This window comes from Bartonella sp. HY038 (assembly GCF_014117425.1).
Lineage (GTDB): Bacteria > Pseudomonadota > Alphaproteobacteria > Rhizobiales > Rhizobiaceae > HY038.
In genome coordinates, this window is the sequence record NZ_CP059725.1 from 2,088,811 (window position 1) to 2,111,498 (window position 22,688).

The following is a 22,688-nucleotide window of genomic DNA, read 5'->3' on the forward strand; positions in this document are numbered from 1 at the left end:
GAATACTTTCTATAAATAACAATGGTCAATAGCTAACTTTTAATTTATAACCATTCTATGATAAAACAGTGGGCTAAATATTAGATCCACCCATATTTTTTGGTTTAAATTGTAACAATGCAACACCAAGTAGAATAAATACCAAGGCAAAATAGGCTAAAATACTTATTTTTTCCCCAGCCAGAAACACACCAATAAAAAGCGCAATGATAGGCGGAAAATAGGTAACACTTGCAGCCGCAACCGCGCCGAGCTTTGCAACTATATAATAATAGGAAATATAAGCAAAGCCCGTTCCCAGTAACCCCAAACCCAAGACAAGCGACAACCACACTTTAGGGTATGCCCAAACAATACCAATATTATTCATATCGGTAATAAAATATAAAAATATTGATGCAAGCCCAATTTGATAGGTGGTTAAAGCACTCGCAGGCAAGTTAAGCGGACTTAAATATTTCTTAGCATAGACAAATGATACGCCAACACTAAGCGAACCTAAAACCATCAAAAAAACGCCTTTCAAATCAACCTCTCCTTTTAACGACCAAGGCTGGGCAATAAGAACAACGCCAATAAAGCCGAAAAATACCCCTAAGCATTTTAAAGCGGTGATTTTTTCTGCCTTTAAAAACAAAAAGGCACAAATAAAGGTAAAAATGGGAATCGCCCCACTTAACAACCCTGCCATACTTGAGGGTAAAAGCGCAGTACCTGCCGCATAAGCATAGTAATAAAGACTTGTTGCCAAAAACGACATAACAAGAAAATGATGAAGATAAAAAATATGATGCAGTTTTATTGAACGGGTTATAAGTGCAAATATAAAAACGGGAATAAATCCAAAAACGCAGCGCATGAAAACAATTTGTTGCGAATTAAGATATTCAGCCGACCATTTGACAAAAATAAAATTCGTTCCCCAAATAATCGCTATAAACACAAAGGCTAAAAGAGCTTGCTTTCTCATTATCCTACCGCCTTTGGCAACCCAGCATCATCGAAAATAGCAAACCTGCCCAATTGGCTGTTAAAAGCAATGGCAATAAATTGCGCTTCATATCAATCTGACTAAACAATAAACGAAGTATATTTTCTATTGTCATATTATTATCCTTTTGATAAAAATCGTTTTATCTCAGTTTATTAACTCGATAAACAAAGCCTAACAAATCATATTAACTCTTATCGACTGTAGATTTTCTATTGGACAGCATGAAAATTCCCTCACTTAACGGTCTTCGTGCCTTTGAAGTATCGGCGCGTCATCTCAATTTTCGGCTCGCGGCTGAAGAATTATCGGTAACTCAAGGTGCAGTTGCCCAAAAAGTGCGTGCGCTTGAAAAAGAAATCGGTATTCATCTATTTGATCGCTTGCCGCGCGGGCTTGCACTAACAAGTGCCGGCACAATTTATGCCGAAAAAATGCATGCTATTTTTTCGCAAATTAGCGAAGCAACTGAAAATATAAAACCACAGCCTATGCAGCTAACATTAAGCGTCACCCCGACATTTGCATCTAAATGGCTATTGCCGCGCCTACCAGATTTTACAAAAGCCCATCCTGATATCGACCTTATTATTCTTGCAACCGATAGATTATCCAATCTTGCAACGGATAATGTAGATATTGCTTTACGTTATAGTGCGCCGCCTTTTAGCAAAGAATTAAATGCGGTAAAATTTCTCGATCATAGTTTGGTTGCAGCGGCGAGCCCAATTTTATTGACTAAGATTGGCGATCCTCAAGTGAAGGATAACTTTGTGCAATATCAATTATTGCATGACATTCATGACGCATGGCCACAATTTATTGATACGTTTTTTGATGCACCGCGCCCGAATATAAGGCGTAATTTGCATTTTAACCAAACATCGCTTGCGATAGACGCGGCCCTTGCTGGACAAGGAATTGTGTTAACTAGCTTTGGCTTTATAAAACAAGATTTAGATGCCGGCCGGCTGGCTCTTGCATTTAACCATCAATTACTGATGGAAAAAGCTTTTTATATTGTTTACCTTAAACATAGTACCAAAAGACGTATTATTGAAAAGGTGAAAGACTGGATAATCTCGCAATAGCCGCGATAAATTGAATTAATCATAGCTATTTTCATAGATAGGAATAGAAAGCTTTTCGTGATAAAGTCTTTTTCGTTTGTAATTCTTTTACCATCCGAAACTTGTAAAGCTTGCTAAAATTCACAAAACAGGAACTCCCAGCCCATGAATTTACTTAAAATATTTGGCATTGCACTCACTTGCTGCTTAACCACGCCTGCATTGATTTCATCCGCTCTTGCCAATGATCCGCAAGCCTGTAAGACTGTTCGCTTTGCTGAACCAGGCTGGACCGATATTTCTGCGACAACGGCGGTAACATCACATATTTTACAAAAACTTGGCTATGAAACCAAAACAACATTTTTGTCTGTTCCTATAACTTATGCAGCACTCTCACGCGGTGATATCGATGTATTCTTGGGCTATTGGTCTCCATCAATGGCGGCAGATTTAAAGCCTTATGCTGATAAAGGTAGCGTGGAAACCGTAAGGGTGAACCTAACTGGTGCAAAATACACCCTTGCAGTACCACAATATGCTTACGATGCCGGCTTAAAAAGCTTTGAAGATATTGCAAGATTTGGCAAAGACGTGAATTACGCAATTTACGGTATCGAACCTGGCAATGATGGCAATCGCATTATTATTTCTATGTTGGAAAAACATGCCTATGGGCTTGACCGATTTAAAATTATTGAATCATCTGAACAAGCCATGCTATCAAAAGTGCAAGGCGACATTGCTAAAAAGAAAGCGATCATTTTTTTAGCTTGGGAACCCCATCCAATGAATACTCGCTTTGACATTGCCTATTTAAATGGCGGCGACGAGTATTTTGGACCAGATTTTGGCGGCGCGACAGTTAGTACCAATGTTCGCAAGAATTATACCAATGAATGCCCTAATGTTGGCCAATTATTGAACAATCTAGAATTTTCGCTTGCCATGGAAAACGAAATTATGGGCGACATTTTGGAAAAACACATAAAGCCAGAACTCGCGGCAGCAAGTTGGTTAAAAAACAACCCCAACGTTCTCGACCAATGGCTTGAAGGAGTTACTACATTTGATGGCAAAGAAAGCCTTCCATTGGTAAAAGACGCCATTAGCAAATAAAGCAACCAATAAGTCAAAATTGGTATATTTAAGGTTATTGAGATATTCTTAACATAAAAGCATTATCAGCATGTTTTAATCGCCAATTAACTATTATGTTGGTTATGGTTTTAAAAAACAAAATTTGCGGTATATAAGCCTCGATATAATTTACGTTAAATCCCGTGGATAGTTTATGACATTCACGGGAGATTGCCTATGTGTAGAAATGGAGATACCATTGGACTATTCTAATGCGGAAAAAAACCCAATTTTTGGTTTTTTTGAAATGGTTTTCACATGGCTACAAAATATTTTTGCTATAAAAATACAGATAGGTGATTATTGCGAGTGGCTATTTACTTGGCTTAAAGATAGCTTTAGCTTTCCTCTTGATTATTTTAGCACTAGCCTTGATGCAGTATTGCAATGGACATTGGAATTTTTAATGGCTCCGCCATTGCTGCTCTTATTTATAATGCTTTTTGCGTGGGTAATGGAAAAAACTTGGCGTTATAGAATTTTGCTTTTAACTGGCTTAATAGCCCTTGCAATTATTGATAGTTTTTTTACCCCCCTTTATAATACCATTCTTATTGCTGGCTTTGGCATCACGCTCGTTTTTTACCTTATAACTAGCCGCAATTTATCAAAGCAGCTACCTCGCCTATTATTGGGCGCAGTTGTTCTTGCTCTTACAATTATTACAAGATTGGTCAATATGGATTTTTGGCCACCAGAGGCTACACTTATTTTGATTTTCGCCTTATTGGGATGGTTTATGCAAGAACGTATTAGCGTGGTTGTTCTCGTTGTTGTTGCTTTACTATTCATTATTAATCAAGGTTATTGGCAAGATACGATGGAAACACTTTCAATCGTTTTTTGGTCTTGTCTTATTTGCATGTTTATTGGCGTCTCAATCGGCATTTATGCGGCCCACCACCGGCATTTTTATCGGTTTATCCAGCCTATTCTTGATCTGATGCAAACTATACCTTCGTTGGTTTATCTTATACCGGCTTTAATGTTTTTTGGTATCGGCATGGTACCAGGTATGATTGCAACAATTATCTTTGTTATACCTGCCCCCATCCGTCTTACTGAGATTGGCATTAGAACCACTCCCCATATATTGCTTGAAGCTGGCCGTGCCTTTGGTGCAAGCCCTTGGCAATTATTATGGAAAGTTGAGCTTCCATCAGCTCTACCACAAATACGTGCAGCAATGACCCAAACAATTATGTTGGCATTATCCATGGTGGTGATTGCAGCTTTTGTTGGTGGAGGCGGCATTGGCGTCAAGGTTGTCCGTGCCCTTAGCACGGCCAATCTATCCCTTGGCTTTGAAGCAGGCCTAATGATTGTAGTTATTGCCGTTCTCCTTGACCGCATGTTCCGCCCCGGCAAAACACGCTGACCATAAAAAGCGCATTGAAAGGTAAATTTAAATGACCCGCGTTATAATCGACAATGTGTCAGTAGTTTTTGGCAAAAATAGACAGCAAGCTTTAGCTTTAGCCGATGAAGGCGCTAATAGAGGCGAGGTTGAAACAGCAACCAAAGGCATATTAGGCGTTCACAATTGTAACCTTGCCATTGAGCAAGGTGAAATTTTGGTTTTAATGGGGCTTTCAGGCTCTGGAAAATCCACCCTTTTGCGAACAATAAACGGGCTTATCGCTCCGGCGCGCGGCCAAGTCATTATTGAAGATGAGAATAATGCTTATGATGTTGCAAAATTAAAAAAGCGTGAACTACAGTTTTTACGCACCAAGCTTGTATCTATGGTATTTCAACAATTTGCTTTGCTACCATGGCGAAGCGTTGCAGAAAATGTAGGACTTGGCTTGGAAATAGCTAAAACTCCAAGACTCACCCGCGCAGAAATTGTAAAAGAACAACTTGCTCTCGTCGGTCTTGAAGAATGGGCCGACCACCCCATTAGTGCCCTTTCAGGCGGAATGCAGCAAAGAGTTGGTCTTGCGCGAGCTTTTTCCACAGGCGCACCGATTCTTTTAATGGACGAGCCATTTTCAGCTCTTGATCCGCTTATTCGCACTCACTTGCAAGACCAGTTAAAAGAAATTCAAAAGCGCTTAAATAAAGCGATTATCTTTGTCAGCCACGACCTAAATGAAGCGATGCGCATTGGCACCCGCATTGCCATTATGCGTGATGCTCGCATTGTCCAATATGGCACTCCACAGGAAATTGTCTTATCACCAATTGATAGTCATGTTGCTGAATTTGTTCAACATATTAACCCTTTGACATTTTTAACAGCACGCGACATCATGCTTCCCTTCAACCGTGAAACAGCACGTGTTCGTGTCTCGGCCATGGCTAAAGCGACAACCCCTCTTAGCGAGCTTATCAATGCTTTAGCAAGAAGCCCAGGAGAGATTGGAATCGTTGAAAAAGGTCAAATCATCGGTAGTGTTTCCAACAGGGAAATCCTCACGCATCTTTCTCGGCGTTAATGTATTTTATGACTATACTTAGAAAAAAACCCATATTTTAAGTTTAAATTTTAGCACCTATTAAATAAGAATGCCTTTTTACGCAAAAAAAATAAAATAGATGTCGGTAATTGATAAACTTCATTTGACAATAATACACGAATTAAATATCAATAAGATTAGTTAATGTTTTTTATCGGGGCAATAGGAATAGCTTATAATAAAGGCTATTTTAAAAAACATTAATTAAAATTGGCTAGCGGTGGGGTGTGCTTTTTAGTACATAAGCCTTTATTATCAATTCACTTGTTTTAGTCATCTGAATTGGGGGCTAGTTATCTTGATGGGATGTCTATGCTTGTGCATAGCCATTCATTGAAACATTCTGCTTGATGGATAACTGAATGACAAACAAACTTGCATTTAAAAATTTGGTTTTGAACACGGATAAGGCCAGCGGCCTTTTGACGGCAATGGCCAATGAAAAACGACTACAAATATTGTGCGAATTATCAGATGCGGAGCTTTCTGTTGGAATGCTTGCCGAAAAAGTGGACTTAAGTCAGTCTGCGCTTTCGCAGCATCTAGCTAAATTGCGTGCACTCAAACTCGTTACAACACGACGTGATGCGCAAACAATTTATTACTCAGTTGCATCACCAATGATCACACCAGTATTAACGACATTGGAAACAATGTTTGCACGCAAACCATCTGTTAAAAATTAATTTTTCAAGCAAAAATATATTTTTTAAGATGACCGTTTATCCGTGTGTAAACGATAACAATATTGCCCAGCATCTTTTTGTTGGGCAATATTATTTGCCTGCACATATACTCATTACAACAATATCTATCCTTCATTTTCCTCAAAGTTAAGACAATTCAAAGCCAATATCATTTATGGATCGCAAAAATGCGATGAGGCTTTAAATGGGCATGGCAATCAGGAACCTTGGGATGACTAAAGTGCTTTTCTAATAATTCACGCATGCCCAATTTTTGCATTAACCCAAGTGAAGGCAAATTGACAGCAGCAGTAAAAGCAACAATCTCATCGACAGCAAGACGCTGAAAGCCATCATTCATGATATGTTGGGCTGCCTCAAAAGCAAAGCCTCGGCGCTGAAATTCAGGCAAAATAGGCCATGATATTTCAATTTTTCCAGCTGGTATTATTGACATTAAGTGCACCTCTTGCAATCCATATAGGTCAATAAGTCTACCAAATGCCTTGTCTTTTAAGGCATAGATCAAAAAACTAGTTTTTCATTATTTTCGCGTATTTGGTAAAATTTTTCAAATGCTTCGTGCTCATCTAACCGCTTTGGGAAAAAAACCATGACATTTGAATCATTATTTAAGCGATAAAAGGCTAAAAAATCAGCATCCTGCTAATTACGAATAATCAAGCGAGCTGTCTCCATTTATCTTATCTTTCTATTATTCTATATCTTTATCGAAATGCAAAATATTGATGAGATTGATTTTCTACACTCTATGTGGTGAAAAAAGCAGCTAATGTTTAACTACTCCAAATTAGCGTAAGAGCGCATTTTACCGCGCTCTATTTTTCAAAAATAATTAACCTTTAAAATCTGCCTTGCGATAACCTTGAATATATAAAAGTGCAGTAAGGTCGCTATAGTCAATTCGCATGGAAGCAGCTTCTGCAACAACGGGTTTTGCATGTAGTGCAACGCCAGAGCCTGCGGCTTGCAACATAGCAAGATCATTAGCGCCATCACCGACTGCCATTGCTTCAAGCGGGGTAATACTCAAGCGGTTACAGATTTCTAATAATTTATCAAGTTTTGCTTGTTTGCCTAAAATCGGTTCTTGTACAATACCAGTGAGATTTTCGCCATCATGCAATAATTCATTAGAATTATGCTCATTAAAGCCGATTTTTTCGCCAATGACAGAAGTAAACAACGTAAAGCCACCCGATACCAAAGCAGTATAAGCACCATTTGCCCGCATTGTTTGTATGAGTTCGCGACCACCTGCCATGAGGCTAATGCGCTCATTAATAACTTTGTCAATGATTGTAAGCGGTAAACCTTTTAATAAAGCTACACGCTCGCGTAATGCGGGTTCAAAAGCAATCTCACCATTCATTGCACGTTTTGTAATGTCGGAAACATGATCGCGAAGCCCTGCTTCCTCTGCAAGCTCGTCAATACATTCTTGCTCAATCATGGTAGAATCCATATCAGCAAGTAACAATTTCTTGCGGCGCTTTTCTACTTTTTGCACAACTACATCGATTGGCTCCCCATCAAGACTTTCCAGTAAAGTTTGATAGGCTTCCTCTTGCGATATGCCTTGCTTTAATGGCATATCAAGAGCAATATTATCAGCAAGCCAATAAATAGCACTTGCATTAACACTTTGTGAGGCTTTTTCAGCCAATGCAGGTGTTAAAACTGGATCAACCGGATTGGCAATGAGCGTAGCAATAAGAGGTTCACTATTAGGCATGGATCAGAACTCCGCGAACACGCAAAAAAACAATGTTATTTTGATAGCCGGTCCGACAGCCAGCGGCAAGTCACAATTAGCAATTGATCTAGCTTTAGCCTATGATGGTGTCATCATTAACACAGATTCCATGCAGATTTATGATGTTTTAAATCTTTTAACCGCACGCCCCTCGCCTCGCGAACTCGCGCAAGCACCTCATCATCTTTATGGACATGTTTCCCCTAAGCTATTTTTTTCTACTGGCCACTGGTTAGAAAATGTTCAACAACTTTTATACGATAATCAAATCGCCAACAAAACGCTCATTTTTGTAGGTGGTACAGGTCTTTATTTTCGCGCGCTAATCGGCGGCGTTGCACAAATGCCAGAAATACCAAATCATATTCGTGAAAAATGGCGTAATGCTTTACTTGAAAAAGGCGCTCCAACTTTACATGAAGTTTTAAGTAGGGAGGACCCAATAACCGCAGAGCGCCTTAATCCAAATGACGGACAACGCATTGCAAGGGCTTTAGAAATCGTTGAGGCAACCCAAAAATCTATAACTTGGTGGCAGGCACAAAAGACACAGCCCTTAATCAATGCTGAAAATGCGATTAAAATTGTCTTGGCACCCGAACGCCAAAGCAATAAAAGCCGCATCAGCCTGCGCCTTGATCAGATGGTAAAATTCGGCGCATTGGACGAAGTCAAGGCGCTTTTAGCTCTTGACCTTGCGCCCTCAATGCCAGCGATGAAGGCTATTGGCGTGCGTGAGTTTTCTAATTTTTTAAGTGGCAAAGCCCCATTGAATGAAGCGGTTGAACGGGCAAAAATTGAAACCTACCAATATGCCAAACGCCAAATGACATGGTTTCGCAATCAATTTAAAGAGGATTGGCAGCATTTTGAAAGTAGCGACAAAGCTTTTATTTCTTTAAAAAATCTGATGGGTAGTTAAAGCGCTAATTATGGATGCAATCAATCTTGGCAGTGAAACCGATAAAGCATTAATATTAAAAATCAAACGATATTTGCATGATAAAAATGCTACTCTTGTAAAACATGATTGGGCGCTTGCGGGATCTCAAGAAATTGAGACATGGCTATTTTGTATTGATAATCAAGAAATTAAAATAGAGCTTGAGACCTATGAAGGAATTATGGCTTATGGTACCCCCCAAACTTTGAAAGCTTTACTTACCTATTTAGTAAAAGGGTAAAATATTTTTAAAAATAAACCTTTGATGTAAAATATTTTGCTATATAAGATTTAAATATATTATGAACAGAGAGTAATTTTATGCGTCATATAATTGGGTTCATTTCTATATTAGTGCTTTTAGCTGGTTGTGGAATATTCCGTTCTTCTTTTCCGCCTGAAATTCAAGATAAATGGCGCGGACAACCTATTGAAAATTTACAAAAAATAACGGGGTTTGGTTCTTTTAAAACTGATCGCAATGGCGAAAAATTTTATTACTTGCGACCAGTTGTTTATGAAAGAGGTGGAATGGCATATTGCGAATTTCGCGCCTATGTGGACGAGCATAACCGTATTACAAGACTGTATAATTATAAACACGGTTTAGATTGCATGTGGGGATATTTAGATGATTTAAAATGAACCAATTATCAGAATTCATTTTCTAATATTGGCACATAATGCCCCCAAACAGCATATTTACCTAACTGTTTAGAGGCATTGTATCCTTGCAGCTTTGATAACTCAAATCTATTTAAATACACCACGAGCAATACAAACGGGCAATTTTATTTTTAATGTTTCCTGATAATAACGCCAACAGGCCTTGACTGCAGTAAAACCATCTGGCTCAATAAAACCTTTGTCTTCCATACAAAACCGTACTCTAGTCGATTCGTTAACCATTATGGCAAGTGGTGTAGGATGAGCTAATAGCTTCCTATTCTGGCCGCATTTTTCCAATTCAGCACGCGTTTGTGGTACATCGTAACCCGGTTTTTTATAATATTCTGCATTTGATGGAGGCGGTTGGAAATAGGCTCGTGAGCAACCAATTAGCCCCAATGCAACACATATAAATATAATATATTTACACATTATAATTACCCCTTATCTGTTGTTTGCCTTGATGATAGTGGTTATTGGTAGCCCATAGTCTTTTGCACAATCATCTTGTTGTAAACCATAACAACTATGAACGAAATATGCGGCCTTAAAAAGACAATATGAATGCTTTTTCTTCGAACTGGTGAAAGTAGTTGGTATTTGAGCAATGTAGCTAGCTTTTTCGCTGAAATATCCGTGTAAAAACTAATAAAAATGCTCATCCTATGATTGTTTTATCTTCAGCTTAATCACAAAATATTTTTAACCAAATAGATTTATTCAAATAATAAAATTACATAAAAATAGTTATTGACGAATGGAAATTACGCGAATATGTTATTTTCATGAAAAAGTTTCTTATTATTCTTGTGGTGTGGATGCGCATGGAGCTGGTGGTGTAACCACCCGGCACAAGCCTCCCATGCGCAAAACCAGGCTCCCACAAGGGGGCCTTTTTTATTTTTAATATCAGCAAAAAACGAGTAACAGCAATGATAAACGACCAAAAACCGAAAAAGACAAGAGATGGGCAGGAAATGTCAGGGGCGGAAATCGTAGTTCAGGCGCTTATTGATCAAGGTGTCGAACATATTTTCGGTTATCCGGGCGGTGCTGTACTTCCAATTTATGATGAAATTTTCCAGCAGGAAACATTCCAACATATTTTGGTTCGCCACGAACAAGCAGCAGGACATGCTGCGGAAGGCTATGCGCGCTCAACAGGTAAAGTCGGTGTCATGCTGGTAACATCGGGTCCTGGAGCAACTAACGCCGTCACACCACTACAAGATGCTTTAATGGATTCTATTCCCCTTGTTTGTATTTCAGGTCAGGTGCCAACTTTAATTGGCACAGACGGTTTTCAAGAAGCCGATACCGTTGGCATTACGCGTCCTTGCACCAAGCATAATTGGTTGGTGAAAAATGTAAATGATCTTGCAAAAACAATCCATGAGGCATTTCACATTGCCCGCACTGGCCGCCCCCGGACCTGTACTTATTGATGTGCCAAAAGATATTCAATTTGCAACAGGTATTTACACAGCACCAACATCTATGCCGCGCACTAGCTATCAGCCCGTGCTTGATGGCGATGCTACTGCCATTGAATATGCGGTTCAGCTTCTTGCAGAAGCAAAGAGGCCTGTAATCTATTCAGGCGGCGGCGTTGTGAATTCTGGGCCCGATGCGATTCGCCTATTGCGCGAAATGGTGGAATTTGGTGATTTTCCTATCACGTCAACCTTGATGGGGCTTGGCTCTTATCCGGCAACTGGTAAAAATTGGCTTGGCATGCTTGGTATGCATGGCACTTACGAAGCGAATATGACCATGCATGATTGTGATGTTATGGTAGCGATTGGTGCGCGTTTTGATGACCGTATCACCGGCCGGGTTGACGCTTTTGCGCCCAATGCCCGTATTATCCATATTGATATTGATGCGTCATCTATTAACAAAAATATCCGTGTTGATGTGCCAATCATTGGTGATGTTGCCCGCGTATTGGAAGATTTGATGCGCCGCTATCGCGCAGTTCAACCAAAACCCGATGCACAATCACGCGCACAATGGTGGCAAGAAATTAACAAATGGCGCCGCCGCAATTCACTTGCCTATCGCGAAAACCGCGATGTCATCATGCCGCAATATGCGATTGAGCGCCTTTATGAGCTTACCAAGGAGCGCACCCCCTATATCACCACTGAAGTTGGTCAACATCAAATGTGGGCAGCGCAATATTTTGGTTTTGACAAGCCAAAGCATTGGATGACTTCAGGTGGGCTTGGCACCATGGGCTATGGTTTTCCTGCGGCAATTGGTGTGCAAATTGCCCATCCTGATGATTTGGTTATGTGTATTGCAGGTGACGCATCTATCCAGATGAACATTCAAGAATTAAGTACCGCTATCCAACATAATGCCGCAGTAAAAGTATTTATTTTGAACAATCATTATATGGGCATGGTGCGCCAATGGCAGCAATTATTGCATGGCAACCGCCTTTCCAACTCCTATACTGAGGCTATGCCAGATTTTGTGAAACTAGCTGAAGCCTATGGCGCAAAGGGCATTGAATGCAGCAAACCAAGCGAACTTGATGATAAAATCATTGAAATGATCGAGACTGATGGTCCGGTTATCTTCAATTGTAATGTGGTTGCGCTTGAAAATTGTTTCCCGATGATACCATCAGGGCGCGCGCATAATGATATGCTCTTGCCAGATGAAGCAACCGATGAAGCTGTAGCCAACGCCATTGATAGCGAAGGACGCGCACTCGTCTAATATTGAAACACAAAAGCCTTGGCGCTGATCAATTTGGCGCCAACACTGTTTTTCAAAACCTATTTATAGCATTTGCTAGAAAGAATAAGACCATGAATACCCAAAGTCTTAAATTCGGTTCAGCTTATTTCATCGAGGCTGATAATGATCCCTTGGAAAAGCACACATTAGCGGTTTTGGTTGATAATGAGCCCGGAGTTCTTGCGCGTGTCATCGGCCTATTTTCCGGTCGTGGTTATAATATTGAGAGCCTTACCGTTTCTGAAACCGAGCAAGAGCAACACCTATCGCGCATCACGGTGGTAACACGCGCAACACCGCATGTTATTGACCAAATTCGCCATCAATTAGAACGCATCGTGCCCGTTCACCGCGTAATCGACCTTGAGGAGCGCGCTAAGGAATTGCGTCAAGATGCACCGATCGAGCGCGAGCTTGCCCTTGTTAAGGTGTCTGGCAAAGGTGTTGACCGCGTTGAGGCCTTGCGCCTTGCCGATGCGTTTCATGCCAAAGTCGTTGATGCCACCGTTGATCATTTTATTTTTGAAATTACCGGAAAATCATCAAAAATTGACCAATTTATTTCAATCATGCGCCCATTGGGGCTTATTGAAATTTGCCGCACAGGTATTGTTGCGATGAATCGCGGCGTGCAAGGCATGTAGTTTTGCTTAAATAGCCTAAGATTGACATAAATATTAAAGGAGTGTTTTTTGATAAGATCAATGAACACTCTTTTTTTATAGTGAGCGCATTTGATTTTTAAAAAATCAAATGAACAAGACGAATGATGATAAATAATGACACACCTCTCTTTCAGGCTTTCAAGTGCAATATCTATATGGGTGAGGTTTTAAAGTTTTATAAGGGGAAAAGTGATGCTTGATGTTGAAGATAAAAGAGATTTTACTGCCTCATATTTTTGAACTTTTAAATATGATGAAAGCCTTGAATGTTTGGAAACTTGTCGAGCAAACGGGAAATATGGCTATGGTTTAAGTATTCCTTCTCGTGGATTTTTGGAAAAATTGCATAGTCTTGCAGATCCCCAATCCACAAAGATAGAAGAAGCAAAGATTTTTGCCTGTAGCAAATTATTAGAGCTTACCAATCAATGGGCACAACAGGCAGCAGAATTGGCCAAAGAAGAAGGCAATGAAGCCAATAGTATACCGTTAATTATCGATCAAAAATCTTTTGTCGAAACACTCATTATAACCCAGATTTGTATTAATGAACCTGATGAGTTTGTTTTCTGGTTCAATTGTAAAAATGAAATGTTCACCGATCATGGCATATTGGTAAGCGGTGATATTGAAAATGACTTTATGGATGCCGATATCGTTTAAAATTTTTATTCGTAAGCAATATTTCAAGCCGCGGTCAATGATCCATTGGCCGCTACTTTTGTTGGAAACTTAAATCATCATGATTTTATTTGGTAAATAAGGCAATAAGCCCATCTGAAATAGCCCCTTGCCAAACAATATAATCATGCCCGCCTGCATATTCGCGATAAAAATTTTCAATATTTTTTGCCGTTAAGACATGACGCAAATGGCGGTTTGCATCGAGTATGGATGCAGTGCCTCCGCTATGTCCCCCTTCAAATAGGCCCGCGGATAAAAACACCTTAATATGAGGTTTAGGATTTTTCGAAATTTGGCTCGCTATATATTCATTATCCTTAAGCGGAGCATCCTTTGGATGCCACCAATAAGAACCTGACATGCTTATAACATTGCCAAATAATTGCGGATAACGTAGCGCTGCCGACAGAGCCGCCAACCCGCCATAACTTGAGCCTGCCAAAACCGTATGAGATGGCTTTATTGTAAAGCCAGTTTTTTCATGGATAAAAGGTGATAATTCTTTAGCCATAAAATCGGCAAAATCTGGGTTAGCAGGCAATTCAATTGCTCGCGTTTCCCGATCAGGGTTTTCTATAAATACCGCAATGATCGGGGCAATTGCTTTTTGTGCAATCATATTATCTAAAATTTGCGGAAGGTCTACTTTGGTTTGATATTCACGACCATCAAAAACATATAATAATAATGGCTTACTATTTTTATCGACATTGGGCGATTGGTAAATACTAATAATGCGTTCATTTTTTAAGATATTGCTTTTAAAATTATAATTGGTAATTTTCCCTTTTTTTGCCCCTTGTTCATGAATAAAGGGTTGGGTTTCGGCACTCGGCAATTCAATGATAGATTCTTGACTATAGGCATCAATCGCGCGTGCAGGAAAGTGCCGCAGATTATAAGGATCAGCCTTAGCAGTTGCAATAATCGCCATGCGTTGTTCACGCGCATCACTTTCAATATAAGGAACATCAGCAGCAAGCTGGTAGGTTAAGCGCGTATCGCTTGGCACTTCAAAACTTTTATACCAAAGATCACTTTGGCCAAGGCGCAATAAATCCTCATGATCGCCAGAGGGGGCACCGAATAAGCGAACATTATTTTTGGCACCATAATAAAGAAAGGTCAAAATAAATCTATCGCCTTTCCCTTTTTCAATAAGCGGTGTTCCTTTATGCTTCTGCTGCTGCCAAAATTGCAAAACATTGTTGTTTTCATCGGCAGATTTTGCCAAATTTTTAATTAAAGGACTTAAATAGGTCTCGCTGTCACTTGGTAAAACTGCCTTTGGCTGCGGCGCTAAAAATCGTGCCGTGGCTGAAAAATCTCCCTCATCTAAAATAGATAGTTCAAGCTTAGTTGCCTTATCTAAAATAAAGCGCCGTGATATAGATCCGCTTTGCGCACTGGCAAGTTGGCGCAAAATATTATGATGATCATCAATAATATTAAGCTCAAAGCGGCCTTGTTTGCTTCCAACTTCTAAAATAACGTAATCACCATTTTGAGCTGATAAAGTTAAAATACAACTTTCGCCCTTTTTTAAATATTCTTGCAAAAGCAAGTCTTGGCAATGCACTAAAACCGGTAGGGATAAGACCAAAATTGCTGATAACAAAGGTAATGTAATAGCTTTAAACATCATAGCATTTACCATGTCTTTTTAAGGCTAGCGGTAATTGTTCTGCCATCGCCATAAAAGCATGCAAAATTATTGGCGCATGATGCAATATATTTTTTATTGCTAAGATTTTTACCATTTATTTGCAAAGACAGCCCTTGTAATTCCGGTTTTATTTCGCCAAAATCGAAGGAAATCATTGCATCAACCAGTAAAGTTGAATCAACCTCAAAGGTGTTTTGATTATCTCCCCAGCTTTTACCAATATAGCGCAATCCACCGCCAAGTTTTAAACCCTGCAATTTTGTTTTATTGAAATCATAATTTGCCCATAGGCTTGCTTGATGCTGCGGTATGCGTGATGGTGTTTTGTCAAGTTCGCTTGCTGTAATTGTTTCTTCAATAGTTGACTTAACATAGGAATATGAACCAATAAGCGCGAAATTTTGCGTAACCTCACCCCGCGCTGATAATTCAAAACCCTTATTGTGAACTTTACCAATTTGTTGATAAAGAGTTTCAGCTAATTGCGAATTCCACGAGCCTTGAACAATATTTTTTTGGGTTAAATCATAATAAGCAGCTGTCAGGGCTAGTGGTAAGCTATCTGGCACATATTTTATTCCAACCTCAATTTGTCTAGCATCGACAGGATCAAAAGCAGCCTGCCCAGCTTTAGGAGTGGTCAATGATGGTTCAAATGAGGTCGAATAACTAACATAAGGCGAAATACCATTGTCAAAGGCATAAAGTGCGCCTAAACGCCATGTGAAAGCTTTGTCTTTATAGCGATAGTTTTTGTCATTTAAGTAATCATCAATATTGGTATTAGCCCAGTCATAGCGCATACCACCCATGAAATTAAGGCGTCCAAAGGCGCTTTGGTCTTGTAAATAAATTCCTGTTTGGCGTGCTGATAGGTGCTCAAAACTGCTCAAAGGCATATCAATATTATTAAAGTCATAGTCACCATAAATTGGGTCAGTTAATGAGATGGAAGGTACATTGCGATTACGTTGCCAAACGTAACTGCGCTTACGATAGCGGCTATCAATGCCAGCCAAAATTATATGCTCAAAATCACCTGTATTGAATTTTGCTTGAAGTTGATTATCACCCGCAAATTGCTTCCACTCGTCGCGGCCAGACGAGGCGACCCTTGATATGAGTGTATTTAATCCTGTTTGTGGATCATTCATTAATGAACCCCAAACCAATAGGTTTTGGTCCATTTTAATTTCATGGTAGCGAATTTTTTGGCGGACAGTAAATATATCATTGAACTCATGTTCAAATTCATTACCTACCCATGCTTGCTGCCTTTTAAAACGTTCAAAACTAGGATCAGATACAAAAAAATTACGCGGCACATAACCATAGCCATTAATCGGCTTTACAGTACCGGCAGCTTCTAAAAAGTTTCGAAAACCTGCTTTAGGTTCATATTGGTAGCCAGATAAGATTGTTAAGGTCGTTTGGGCATTTGGTTCCCAGCGAAGTGAAGGTGCTATTGCAAAGCCTTTTTTTCGGGCAAATTGCTCCTGTAAATCTGTTGTAAACCCCGTGCCAACTAAGCGATAAGAAAAATGACTATCCTTAGTAACCTTATCGCTAAGGTCAAACGACAATCCATAAGCGTCGCGATTGCCAATGGATAATTCCATTTCACGTAAAGGCATATCGGTTGGTTTTTTGGATATAGCATTAACGAGACCACCGGGATTGGTTTGCCCGTATAAAACGGAACTAGGCCCCGAAATTAACTCCACTCTTTCAAGTAAATATGGATTTATTTGCGCATAGGAAGAATCCCCCGATAATAATAGCCCATCAAGATAAATTGGCACATATGAAAAACCGCGCACAAAAACTTCATCGCGCAGATTAGATGCGCCACGATATTCGGCAAAAACGCCGGGGGAATATCTTAATGCTTCAGCAACCGATTGCACCGCTTGATCTTGCATTTGTTGATTTGTCACAATGTTGATAGTTTGTGGCGTTTTACTAATCGGCGTATCGGTCTTCATGGCCGACGTGCTTTGGCGCGCCACATAGGTTTTAACACCATCATCGCTTTCGTTATTAATAACAATTGTATCAAGCGCTTGATTATTTTCCAAATTTTCTTGTGCTTTTGATATTGCCGCAAAACTACAGCTTATTGCTAGAGCGACCACTAAGGCTGACATATGCCGAAGATTTTTGACGCGATTTATATTTTGTTTCATCTTTTACCCCGATCTATTTTCTGACCTTATCAGAAACTTGATCAAACTTGATTGACTTTATCAAGTATAAGCGTAAAGTTTACACCGTCACCCAAATATTATTGTTCGCAGGCGGCAAATAATTATTCAATAACGGCATTAGCTCATGAATTTTGTAAAAAAAGTGCCACAGCATATTTTTGTAGGTAGCCTTAATGGCGTTACATCGTGCAGTTCGGACGAAAATTACCACGAAATTTGGCCGAAATTCATGATAATGGTTTTCTTTACAGGAAGCCAAAAATTTGAAATCGATGGGCAATTATTTTGCATTGATGCTGGCAATATTAAAAATAATTCACCAATTACCTTTATGATAAATATTGCACAGTTTAGTCAAATTCGCTTTTTTAATGATAGCCAAATTCCATTAAAAAAAGTTTTGATCTCTGCGCCTTTACCTTGGGTTGAAACTGTTTTTGACAAAAATTCGCCTGATATGTCTTTGATTACAGATTTTTTACAAGGCCACCTTAATCATTTTTCTTTTGCGCCTAATAATAGGATTATCGCCGCCGCCGAGCAAATTATTACGCCAACTCAATGCGTGAATAGTGAATTGATGAATTTGCGCAATAATACCCTTGGTATGGATATAATTTATGAAGCGTGCACTCATTTTGTTACCAGTAAAAATAGCCAAAATGGTATAAAACCTATCAACAAGCGCGACCAAGCCTTGGCAGAAAAGACCCGTGATTTTTTGCTTATACATTTGACCGATTGCTTAACCATGAACGAAATATCAAAGGCTATGGCGGCGAATATATCAAGCCTGCAGCGCTCTTTTAAAGCCCATTATCATGTGACGATTTTTGACTTTATTCGTAAAGAGCGACTGGAAAAAGCACGAATTCTACTAGAGACCCGCGGCATTGCAGTATCGCAGGCCGCCTATCTTACTGGCTATGATAGCCCAGCAAGTTTTACCACGGCCTTTCGTAAAGAATTTGGTGTAAGCCCTAAATATCACAAATCTTAACTATAAAATAGTTCAGGAATTATGCAACTTGGAATTGCTATTTTTTAAATTTAAATTGACTTTTGTTTTGCAGCAATACAAAAAATTAAATAACTTAATGAGCGTAATAGTAAATAAACATCTATCATTTTATTGTTTAGTATTAATTTCAATTGATATTGCGGGAACTCTTATGAATTTTTTAAAAAAATTATTTAATAAAAAGGCTTTAACGCAGAAAAATACATTAAAAATCATTGATCAATCTGCACCCAATATCTTCATATTCGATAAAGATATCAAAACAGAAGCGTTAAATATTTTAACATTTCGGGATAATTATCCTCTACTTAAAGAGCAATCCATCATTCATATGCAGGATTTGCTTAATCAAGCTGAACTGCAAGATTTCAACCGCCAATTGACAATTTTTTGGTTGCTGCATTTGCGCGATAGTTTGGGCATTGATTATAAGCTTTATCAAAGCGATGAAGTCTTTTTACTCTCCAGTCAAAATGAGCGTATCATAAAGCTAACTATGGACTTTTTAAAAAGTGGGCGAGAGCGTGTTTTAAAAGCCTTACCGGGCCTTACAGCAGCCTTTGGCGATCTACTAGCAATTATGATCAATGAAGGGGAACAGTATTACGACTATACTGGCAAATATAATAGTGGCAAAGGACAAACAATTTTAAGTGCCGGCGTCTTTATAAAATCAGTGCTACCGCATTTTGTTACCAATGAAACGCAATTAACTTTAGCTGAACCAACCATTATTCACGAAATGACCCATTACCACTTAGCGCACCTTGAATTACCACTGTGGCTTGATGAAGGGCTTGCGGTTAATGTTGAGCGCGTTATTGCAAAAAACGCGCCACCGGCTGAATATCTTGTTGAACTTTATGAAAAGCATATAGCCTATTGGGACCACCAAACTATTCAAAATTTTTGGTCTGGTGACACCTATAGTCATTCCACTAAAGCAGAACTTGCTTACGATTTGGGGCGCATGCTCGTTTATCATCTTGCAAAGCATAAACATGCATTTAAACAATTTGTAGAAGACAGCAATCGCTTAGACAGCGGTGCTAAAGCCGCTATGACCCATCTTGACATGACGCTTGGGCAAATTGTTTGCTCATTACTAAACAAGCCCTATAATACGCGCTGGGAACCAAAGGCCTATGATCTGACAATAAGCTATCATTAGCCTTATTTTCATATATTTTTAAAAAAATGCCCCTCACAAAATAAGGGGCACATATTTTTAATTCTTAATTTTAGATTATTTCTTTTCTTCAGCTTCTAGCGAAAAGTTAACATTAATCACTTTACCTAGCCAAGAACCATCACCATCATTTTGCGCACCAATTCCAAATAATAGGCGTTCAATCTTGGCACTTCCTGAAACTTTGGCAATGCCATTATTATTAGTGAAACTAAATGGTACTTCAATTGGCTGGCTCACACCACGAATAGTAATTGTACCTTTGCCAAGGAAATTTTCCCCATCGGCACTAAATTTATCAAGTAAAACACGAATTTCGGGATATTTCGTTGGGTCAAGCCCATCAGGATCCGCAATACTACCCGACACAAAAGAATCTTCATAACTAATTGAACTTGCAGCAAGAACGATTTCGGCCTTGGCGTTTTCGAGTTGGTCGGGTGCAAATGTTACATCAGCATGCCAGTTGCCAACCTTACCTTGTTTCGCTGTGCCGGAAAAATCAAGACTATAGCCAAGTGTTGATTTATCCATATTGATTACCCAATTACCAGCATTTGATTGACTAGCAATTGGTGCGGCGCTTGAAGCAGCGCTTTGATTTTCCAACTGATTAATGGTTTGACGTTGTGCAATGATAACGCCAATTAATGCAGGCACAATAACAACCAACAACATAACAGGCCAGCTAAATGCTTTAGCTTTTAAATGCGCAAGACGCTTGGTGGGCAACATACGTGAAAACTCCGCTTGACGGTCAATAAGGGAATGCTTTACTGCACCTGCAACATGTAAAAACAACAAAAGAACAAAGGCATAGGCAAGCAGCATATGGGCATTTAATGCAAGGTGGGAAAAAGCTTCATTCCGCATAAATGGCAGGTTTGGCCAAGGTAAAGATGGGCTTAAAAATAGGAATGTTGGAATGCGTACTGTGGTTGTAGAAACAACAACCCACCCTAAAAGCGGCACTGCAAGCATTAGCCCATAGAAAAAAATACTAACTGCACTTGCTGCCAATGCTTCAATTTTTAACATTGGGCCTTTTTTAGGCGGCTTATTCATCAACCGCCATGCAATACGAGCAAGGGTTAAAAATAATACTAAAAGACCTAGAGTTTTATGCCATTGGAAAACATAAAAGCGTGTACTATCTGAAATACCGCCAAGACGTACCATTAAGAAACCACCCGCAATATTTAGTAAAATAAGCGCAGCGATAAGCCAATGCAATATCATAGCGCCAGTGCTATAGCCTAAAAGCTTAGTTTGCGAGTGATTTGACATGGTCAAAATATCCTATAGATGCAATTTTAAAAAGCCACAGATTAATTGTGGTTATTAAAATTAGGATATACCCTATTTCAAACGAATAATAAGTGCGTTTTTTGTGAACAATATGTCAACATAGCTTATATTATTTCTAAAAAAACCGAAAATAGTCAGCAATTAAATGTACAATAAAAAGGCTTGTCTTAATAAATGGTGCCATGCCACTGTTATTCACAAGCGGCATTCTTTCATAACGCTTTTTTGTAAAATATTTGAGGTAGACAATAAAAATCTAGCCTTCACTGCGCTCTTTTTCAAATTCATAAACGCGCCGATCGGTGAAGTTTTTACGTTCATCTACAATGGGTTGAATAATATCACGCAATTGCGGCTCACGAATAAGCATGTCATCCAACTCGCCCAATTCATTCATCGCAATTAAGCGCAATACATCATCACGAATTTCGCCAGTTTCACTGCGCGGTAACGTTGTAACTGGCTGCACTGCCTCAACCTTTTGGCCTTTTAAAAGATTGCGGATTTGCTTTTCGTCAAGATTATCAGTTTCGGCAAAGACATAAAGACCAACGCCCTTTGCAGGCAATGAATAGACCGAAATTGCCACGTCTTTAATGTCAGGATTATCTGCTAAAACTGCGCAAATTTCTGGCCCTTGCGATTGCAAGCGATCGCCAGTGCCTTCACCATCAGACCAGTTAAATAGGCCCTTTGTCACAAAATTATAAACTTTTTTACCCGTTGCCAACCAAAGGGCTGAAGGCCATGACCGTTTACGCAAAATGCGCCACTCGGTAGGTGTCATCAAATCTGGTGCAAAGCTGCGCTTTTGCTTGATAAGGTGGCGAAAATCTTCATAGGCCAAATAACGGTAAAACGCACCGCGCCGCTTATGAAAGCTTGCTAATTGAAAATCAATTAAGGATGCATCACCCTCTGGCGTCATCAACCAGTTTTGCGGTTTGGCTAGATCATTATGGGTGACGCCAATGCGGCGCAAATCGCGTAATATTTTATGGCCAGTTTTATAAAAATGCTTTGTGTCAGGGCGGGCAAGATGCAAGGGTGTACCTTCACTCCAAGAACGGTAAAGCCCATGCTTATCGACTGCAATAAGCTGCGGTACACCAGTAAGACCGCGTATATTATGCAATGCCTTAATTTCACGCTTTGCTAAAATCCATGCCAAAGGTCGTGACCACCATGGCGAAGCGGTAACAATACGGCGTACAATACGTGTTTCAGGATCACCGGTAAAATAGCCAACCCGTGTTTCGGAAAAAACATCGCGCTTTAAAACAGCAGTCACATTGAAATCATTTAGCGAACTTGCATCTTTAAGCGGATTAATTGGACGGGTACTATCTTCAAAATCTTCCATAACTACTCAACAAACAACCAAATGATTCATCATATTGCGGCACTTTTTCGCTGTCACCATTTTGTAAAACAGGACATAATGATGCCTTATAATGCA

General features: G+C 39.5%; 21 protein-coding genes and 1 pseudogene. 13 read left to right on the plus strand and 9 right to left on the minus strand.

Annotated elements, in window-relative coordinates; all coding sequences use genetic code 11:
• Nucleotides 1-73: 73 nt before the first annotated feature.
• Nucleotides 74-970, minus strand: coding sequence for a DMT family transporter (locus tag H3299_RS09035; protein WP_182417353.1), 897 nt, complete (start codon nucleotides 968-970; stop codon nucleotides 74-76).
• Between the two features lie 4 nt (nucleotides 971-974).
• Nucleotides 975-1,106, minus strand: coding sequence for a hypothetical protein (locus H3299_RS15735; protein ID WP_256434226.1), 132 nt, complete (start codon nucleotides 1,104-1,106; stop codon nucleotides 975-977).
• A 109-nt stretch (nucleotides 1,107-1,215) separates the two neighbouring features.
• On the opposite strand from H3299_RS15735, the gene H3299_RS09040 reads away from it, so the two are divergent.
• The 5 genes from H3299_RS09040 to H3299_RS09060 all read left to right on the plus strand — a co-directional run bounded on the left by H3299_RS09040 (nucleotide 1,216) and on the right by H3299_RS09060 (nucleotide 6,349).
• On the plus strand, nucleotides 1,216-2,082 hold the full coding sequence (locus H3299_RS09040; protein WP_182417354.1) for a LysR substrate-binding domain-containing protein: 867 nt from the start codon (nucleotides 1,216-1,218) through the stop codon (nucleotides 2,080-2,082).
• Nucleotides 2,083-2,226: 144 nt separating this feature from the next.
• Nucleotides 2,227-3,180, plus strand: coding sequence for a choline ABC transporter substrate-binding protein (locus tag H3299_RS09045; RefSeq protein ID WP_182417355.1), 954 nt, complete (start codon nucleotides 2,227-2,229; stop codon nucleotides 3,178-3,180).
• Nucleotides 3,181-3,832: 652 nt separating this feature from the next.
• Nucleotides 3,833-4,579 (plus strand): ABC transporter permease, encoded by a 747-nt coding sequence (locus H3299_RS09050; RefSeq protein WP_371739842.1) that lies wholly within the window; start codon nucleotides 3,833-3,835, stop codon nucleotides 4,577-4,579.
• A gap of 31 nt (nucleotides 4,580-4,610) precedes the next feature.
• A complete protein-coding gene (locus H3299_RS09055; protein WP_182417356.1) occupies nucleotides 4,611-5,642 on the plus strand; it encodes a glycine betaine/L-proline ABC transporter ATP-binding protein in 1,032 nt (343 codons plus the stop codon).
• A gap of 383 nt (nucleotides 5,643-6,025) precedes the next feature.
• Nucleotides 6,026-6,349, plus strand: a complete 324-nt coding sequence (locus tag H3299_RS09060; protein WP_182417357.1) for a metalloregulator ArsR/SmtB family transcription factor — start codon at nucleotides 6,026-6,028, stop codon at nucleotides 6,347-6,349.
• 169 nt (nucleotides 6,350-6,518) lie between these two features.
• Here the strand turns inward: H3299_RS09060 and H3299_RS09065 are convergent, their stop codons facing one another.
• Nucleotides 6,519-6,806: a GNAT family N-acetyltransferase gene (locus tag H3299_RS09065; RefSeq protein WP_182417358.1), complete on the minus strand. Its 288-nt coding sequence runs from the start codon at nucleotides 6,804-6,806 to the stop codon at nucleotides 6,519-6,521.
• Nucleotides 6,807-7,205: 399 nt separating this feature from the next.
• Entirely contained in the window at nucleotides 7,206-8,105 is a 900-nt protein-coding gene (gene serB / locus H3299_RS09070) for a phosphoserine phosphatase SerB (protein ID WP_182417359.1), read from the minus strand.
• Between serB and miaA the strand changes: the two genes are divergently transcribed.
• The 3 genes from miaA (at nucleotide 8,104) to H3299_RS09085 (ending at nucleotide 9,714) form a co-directional block, all read left to right on the plus strand.
• Nucleotides 8,104-9,048 (plus strand): tRNA (adenosine(37)-N6)-dimethylallyltransferase MiaA, encoded by a 945-nt coding sequence (gene miaA / locus H3299_RS09075; RefSeq protein WP_246708055.1) that lies wholly within the window; start codon nucleotides 8,104-8,106, stop codon nucleotides 9,046-9,048. The two genes, serB and miaA, sit on opposite strands and share 2 nt — an antisense overlap.
• A 10-nt stretch (nucleotides 9,049-9,058) precedes the next feature.
• Nucleotides 9,059-9,310 carry a hypothetical protein gene (locus H3299_RS09080; RefSeq protein ID WP_182417361.1) on the plus strand — a complete coding sequence of 84 codons (252 nt, stop codon included), beginning with the start codon at nucleotides 9,059-9,061 and terminating at the stop codon, nucleotides 9,308-9,310.
• Between the two features lie 80 nt (nucleotides 9,311-9,390).
• On the plus strand, nucleotides 9,391-9,714 hold the full coding sequence (locus tag H3299_RS09085) for a hypothetical protein (RefSeq protein ID WP_182417362.1): 324 nt from the start codon (nucleotides 9,391-9,393) through the stop codon (nucleotides 9,712-9,714).
• Nucleotides 9,715-9,822: 108 nt separating this feature from the next.
• Here H3299_RS09085 and H3299_RS09090 read toward each other — a convergent pair whose 3' ends face one another.
• Nucleotides 9,823-10,170, minus strand: a complete 348-nt coding sequence (locus H3299_RS09090) for a hypothetical protein (protein WP_182417363.1) — start codon at nucleotides 10,168-10,170, stop codon at nucleotides 9,823-9,825.
• Between the two features lie 500 nt (nucleotides 10,171-10,670).
• Between H3299_RS09090 and H3299_RS09095 the strand changes: the two are divergent.
• The 3 genes and pseudogenes from H3299_RS09095 (at nucleotide 10,671) to H3299_RS09105 (ending at nucleotide 13,817) form a co-directional block, all read left to right on the plus strand.
• Nucleotides 10,671-12,468: pseudogene (locus H3299_RS09095) on the plus strand (acetolactate synthase 3 large subunit).
• 92 nt (nucleotides 12,469-12,560) lie between these two features.
• Nucleotides 12,561-13,133, plus strand: a complete 573-nt coding sequence (gene ilvN / locus H3299_RS09100) for an acetolactate synthase small subunit (protein WP_182417364.1) — start codon at nucleotides 12,561-12,563, stop codon at nucleotides 13,131-13,133.
• Between the two features lie 354 nt (nucleotides 13,134-13,487).
• On the plus strand, nucleotides 13,488-13,817 hold the full coding sequence (locus H3299_RS09105) for a DUF2262 domain-containing protein (protein ID WP_182417365.1): 330 nt from the start codon (nucleotides 13,488-13,490) through the stop codon (nucleotides 13,815-13,817).
• A gap of 85 nt (nucleotides 13,818-13,902) precedes the next feature.
• On the opposite strand, the gene H3299_RS09110 is transcribed toward H3299_RS09105, so the two are convergent.
• On the minus strand, nucleotides 13,903-15,483 hold the full coding sequence (locus H3299_RS09110) for an alpha/beta hydrolase-fold protein (protein WP_182417366.1): 1,581 nt from the start codon (nucleotides 15,481-15,483) through the stop codon (nucleotides 13,903-13,905).
• Nucleotides 15,484-15,488: 5 nt separating this feature from the next.
• A complete protein-coding gene (locus tag H3299_RS09115; RefSeq protein WP_182417367.1) occupies nucleotides 15,489-17,690 on the minus strand; it encodes a TonB-dependent siderophore receptor in 2,202 nt (733 codons plus the stop codon).
• Between the two features lie 145 nt (nucleotides 17,691-17,835).
• Between H3299_RS09115 and H3299_RS09120 the strand changes: the two genes are divergently transcribed.
• Both H3299_RS09120 and H3299_RS09125 read left to right on the plus strand, forming a co-directional pair.
• Nucleotides 17,836-18,711 (plus strand): helix-turn-helix transcriptional regulator, encoded by an 876-nt coding sequence (locus H3299_RS09120; protein ID WP_182417368.1) that lies wholly within the window; start codon nucleotides 17,836-17,838, stop codon nucleotides 18,709-18,711.
• A 172-nt stretch (nucleotides 18,712-18,883) separates the two neighbouring features.
• Complete coding sequence (locus H3299_RS09125) at nucleotides 18,884-19,903, plus strand: hypothetical protein (RefSeq protein WP_182417369.1); 1,020 nt, start codon at nucleotides 18,884-18,886, stop codon at nucleotides 19,901-19,903.
• A gap of 75 nt (nucleotides 19,904-19,978) precedes the next feature.
• On the opposite strand, the gene H3299_RS09130 is transcribed toward H3299_RS09125, so the two are convergent.
• Nucleotides 19,979-21,208, minus strand: coding sequence for a cytochrome b/b6 domain-containing protein (locus H3299_RS09130; protein ID WP_182417370.1), 1,230 nt, complete (start codon nucleotides 21,206-21,208; stop codon nucleotides 19,979-19,981).
• A gap of 277 nt (nucleotides 21,209-21,485) precedes the next feature.
• On the minus strand, nucleotides 21,486-22,592 hold the full coding sequence (locus H3299_RS09135; RefSeq protein WP_182417371.1) for a serine/threonine protein kinase: 1,107 nt from the start codon (nucleotides 22,590-22,592) through the stop codon (nucleotides 21,486-21,488).
• Between the last annotated feature and the right edge of the window lie 96 nt (nucleotides 22,593-22,688).

Bases quoted from the DNA above. Each gene is read 5' to 3' on its own strand.
- H3299_RS09055 (WP_182417356.1), top strand. From the start codon at position 4,611: ATGACCCGCGTTATAATCGACAATGTGTCAGTAGTTTTTGGCAAAAAT.
- H3299_RS09035 (WP_182417353.1), bottom strand. From the start codon at position 970: ATGAGAAAGCAAGCTCTTTTAGCCTTTGTGTTTATAGCGATTATTTGG.
- H3299_RS09080 (WP_182417361.1), top strand. From the start codon at position 9,059: ATGGATGCAATCAATCTTGGCAGTGAAACCGATAAAGCATTAATATTA.
- H3299_RS15735 (WP_256434226.1), bottom strand. From the start codon at position 1,106: ATGACAATAGAAAATATACTTCGTTTATTGTTTAGTCAGATTGATATG.
- H3299_RS09090 (WP_182417363.1), bottom strand. From the start codon at position 10,170: ATGTGTAAATATATTATATTTATATGTGTTGCATTGGGGCTAATTGGT.
- miaA (WP_246708055.1), top strand. From the start codon at position 8,104: ATGGATCAGAACTCCGCGAACACGCAAAAAAACAATGTTATTTTGATA.
- H3299_RS09125 (WP_182417369.1), top strand. From the start codon at position 18,884: ATGAATTTTTTAAAAAAATTATTTAATAAAAAGGCTTTAACGCAGAAA.
- ilvN (WP_182417364.1), top strand. From the start codon at position 12,561: ATGAATACCCAAAGTCTTAAATTCGGTTCAGCTTATTTCATCGAGGCT.
- H3299_RS09135 (WP_182417371.1), bottom strand. From the start codon at position 22,592: ATGGAAGATTTTGAAGATAGTACCCGTCCAATTAATCCGCTTAAAGAT.
- H3299_RS09115 (WP_182417367.1), bottom strand. From the start codon at position 17,690: ATGAAACAAAATATAAATCGCGTCAAAAATCTTCGGCATATGTCAGCC.
- H3299_RS09120 (WP_182417368.1), top strand. From the start codon at position 17,836: ATGAATTTTGTAAAAAAAGTGCCACAGCATATTTTTGTAGGTAGCCTT.
- H3299_RS09065 (WP_182417358.1), bottom strand. From the start codon at position 6,806: ATGTCAATAATACCAGCTGGAAAAATTGAAATATCATGGCCTATTTTG.
- H3299_RS09130 (WP_182417370.1), bottom strand. From the start codon at position 21,208: ATGTCAAATCACTCGCAAACTAAGCTTTTAGGCTATAGCACTGGCGCT.
- H3299_RS09060 (WP_182417357.1), top strand. From the start codon at position 6,026: ATGACAAACAAACTTGCATTTAAAAATTTGGTTTTGAACACGGATAAG.
- H3299_RS09045 (WP_182417355.1), top strand. From the start codon at position 2,227: ATGAATTTACTTAAAATATTTGGCATTGCACTCACTTGCTGCTTAACC.
- H3299_RS09040 (WP_182417354.1), top strand. From the start codon at position 1,216: ATGAAAATTCCCTCACTTAACGGTCTTCGTGCCTTTGAAGTATCGGCG.
- serB (WP_182417359.1), bottom strand. From the start codon at position 8,105: ATGCCTAATAGTGAACCTCTTATTGCTACGCTCATTGCCAATCCGGTT.
- H3299_RS09110 (WP_182417366.1), bottom strand. From the start codon at position 15,483: ATGATGTTTAAAGCTATTACATTACCTTTGTTATCAGCAATTTTGGTC.
- H3299_RS09085 (WP_182417362.1), top strand. From the start codon at position 9,391: ATGCGTCATATAATTGGGTTCATTTCTATATTAGTGCTTTTAGCTGGT.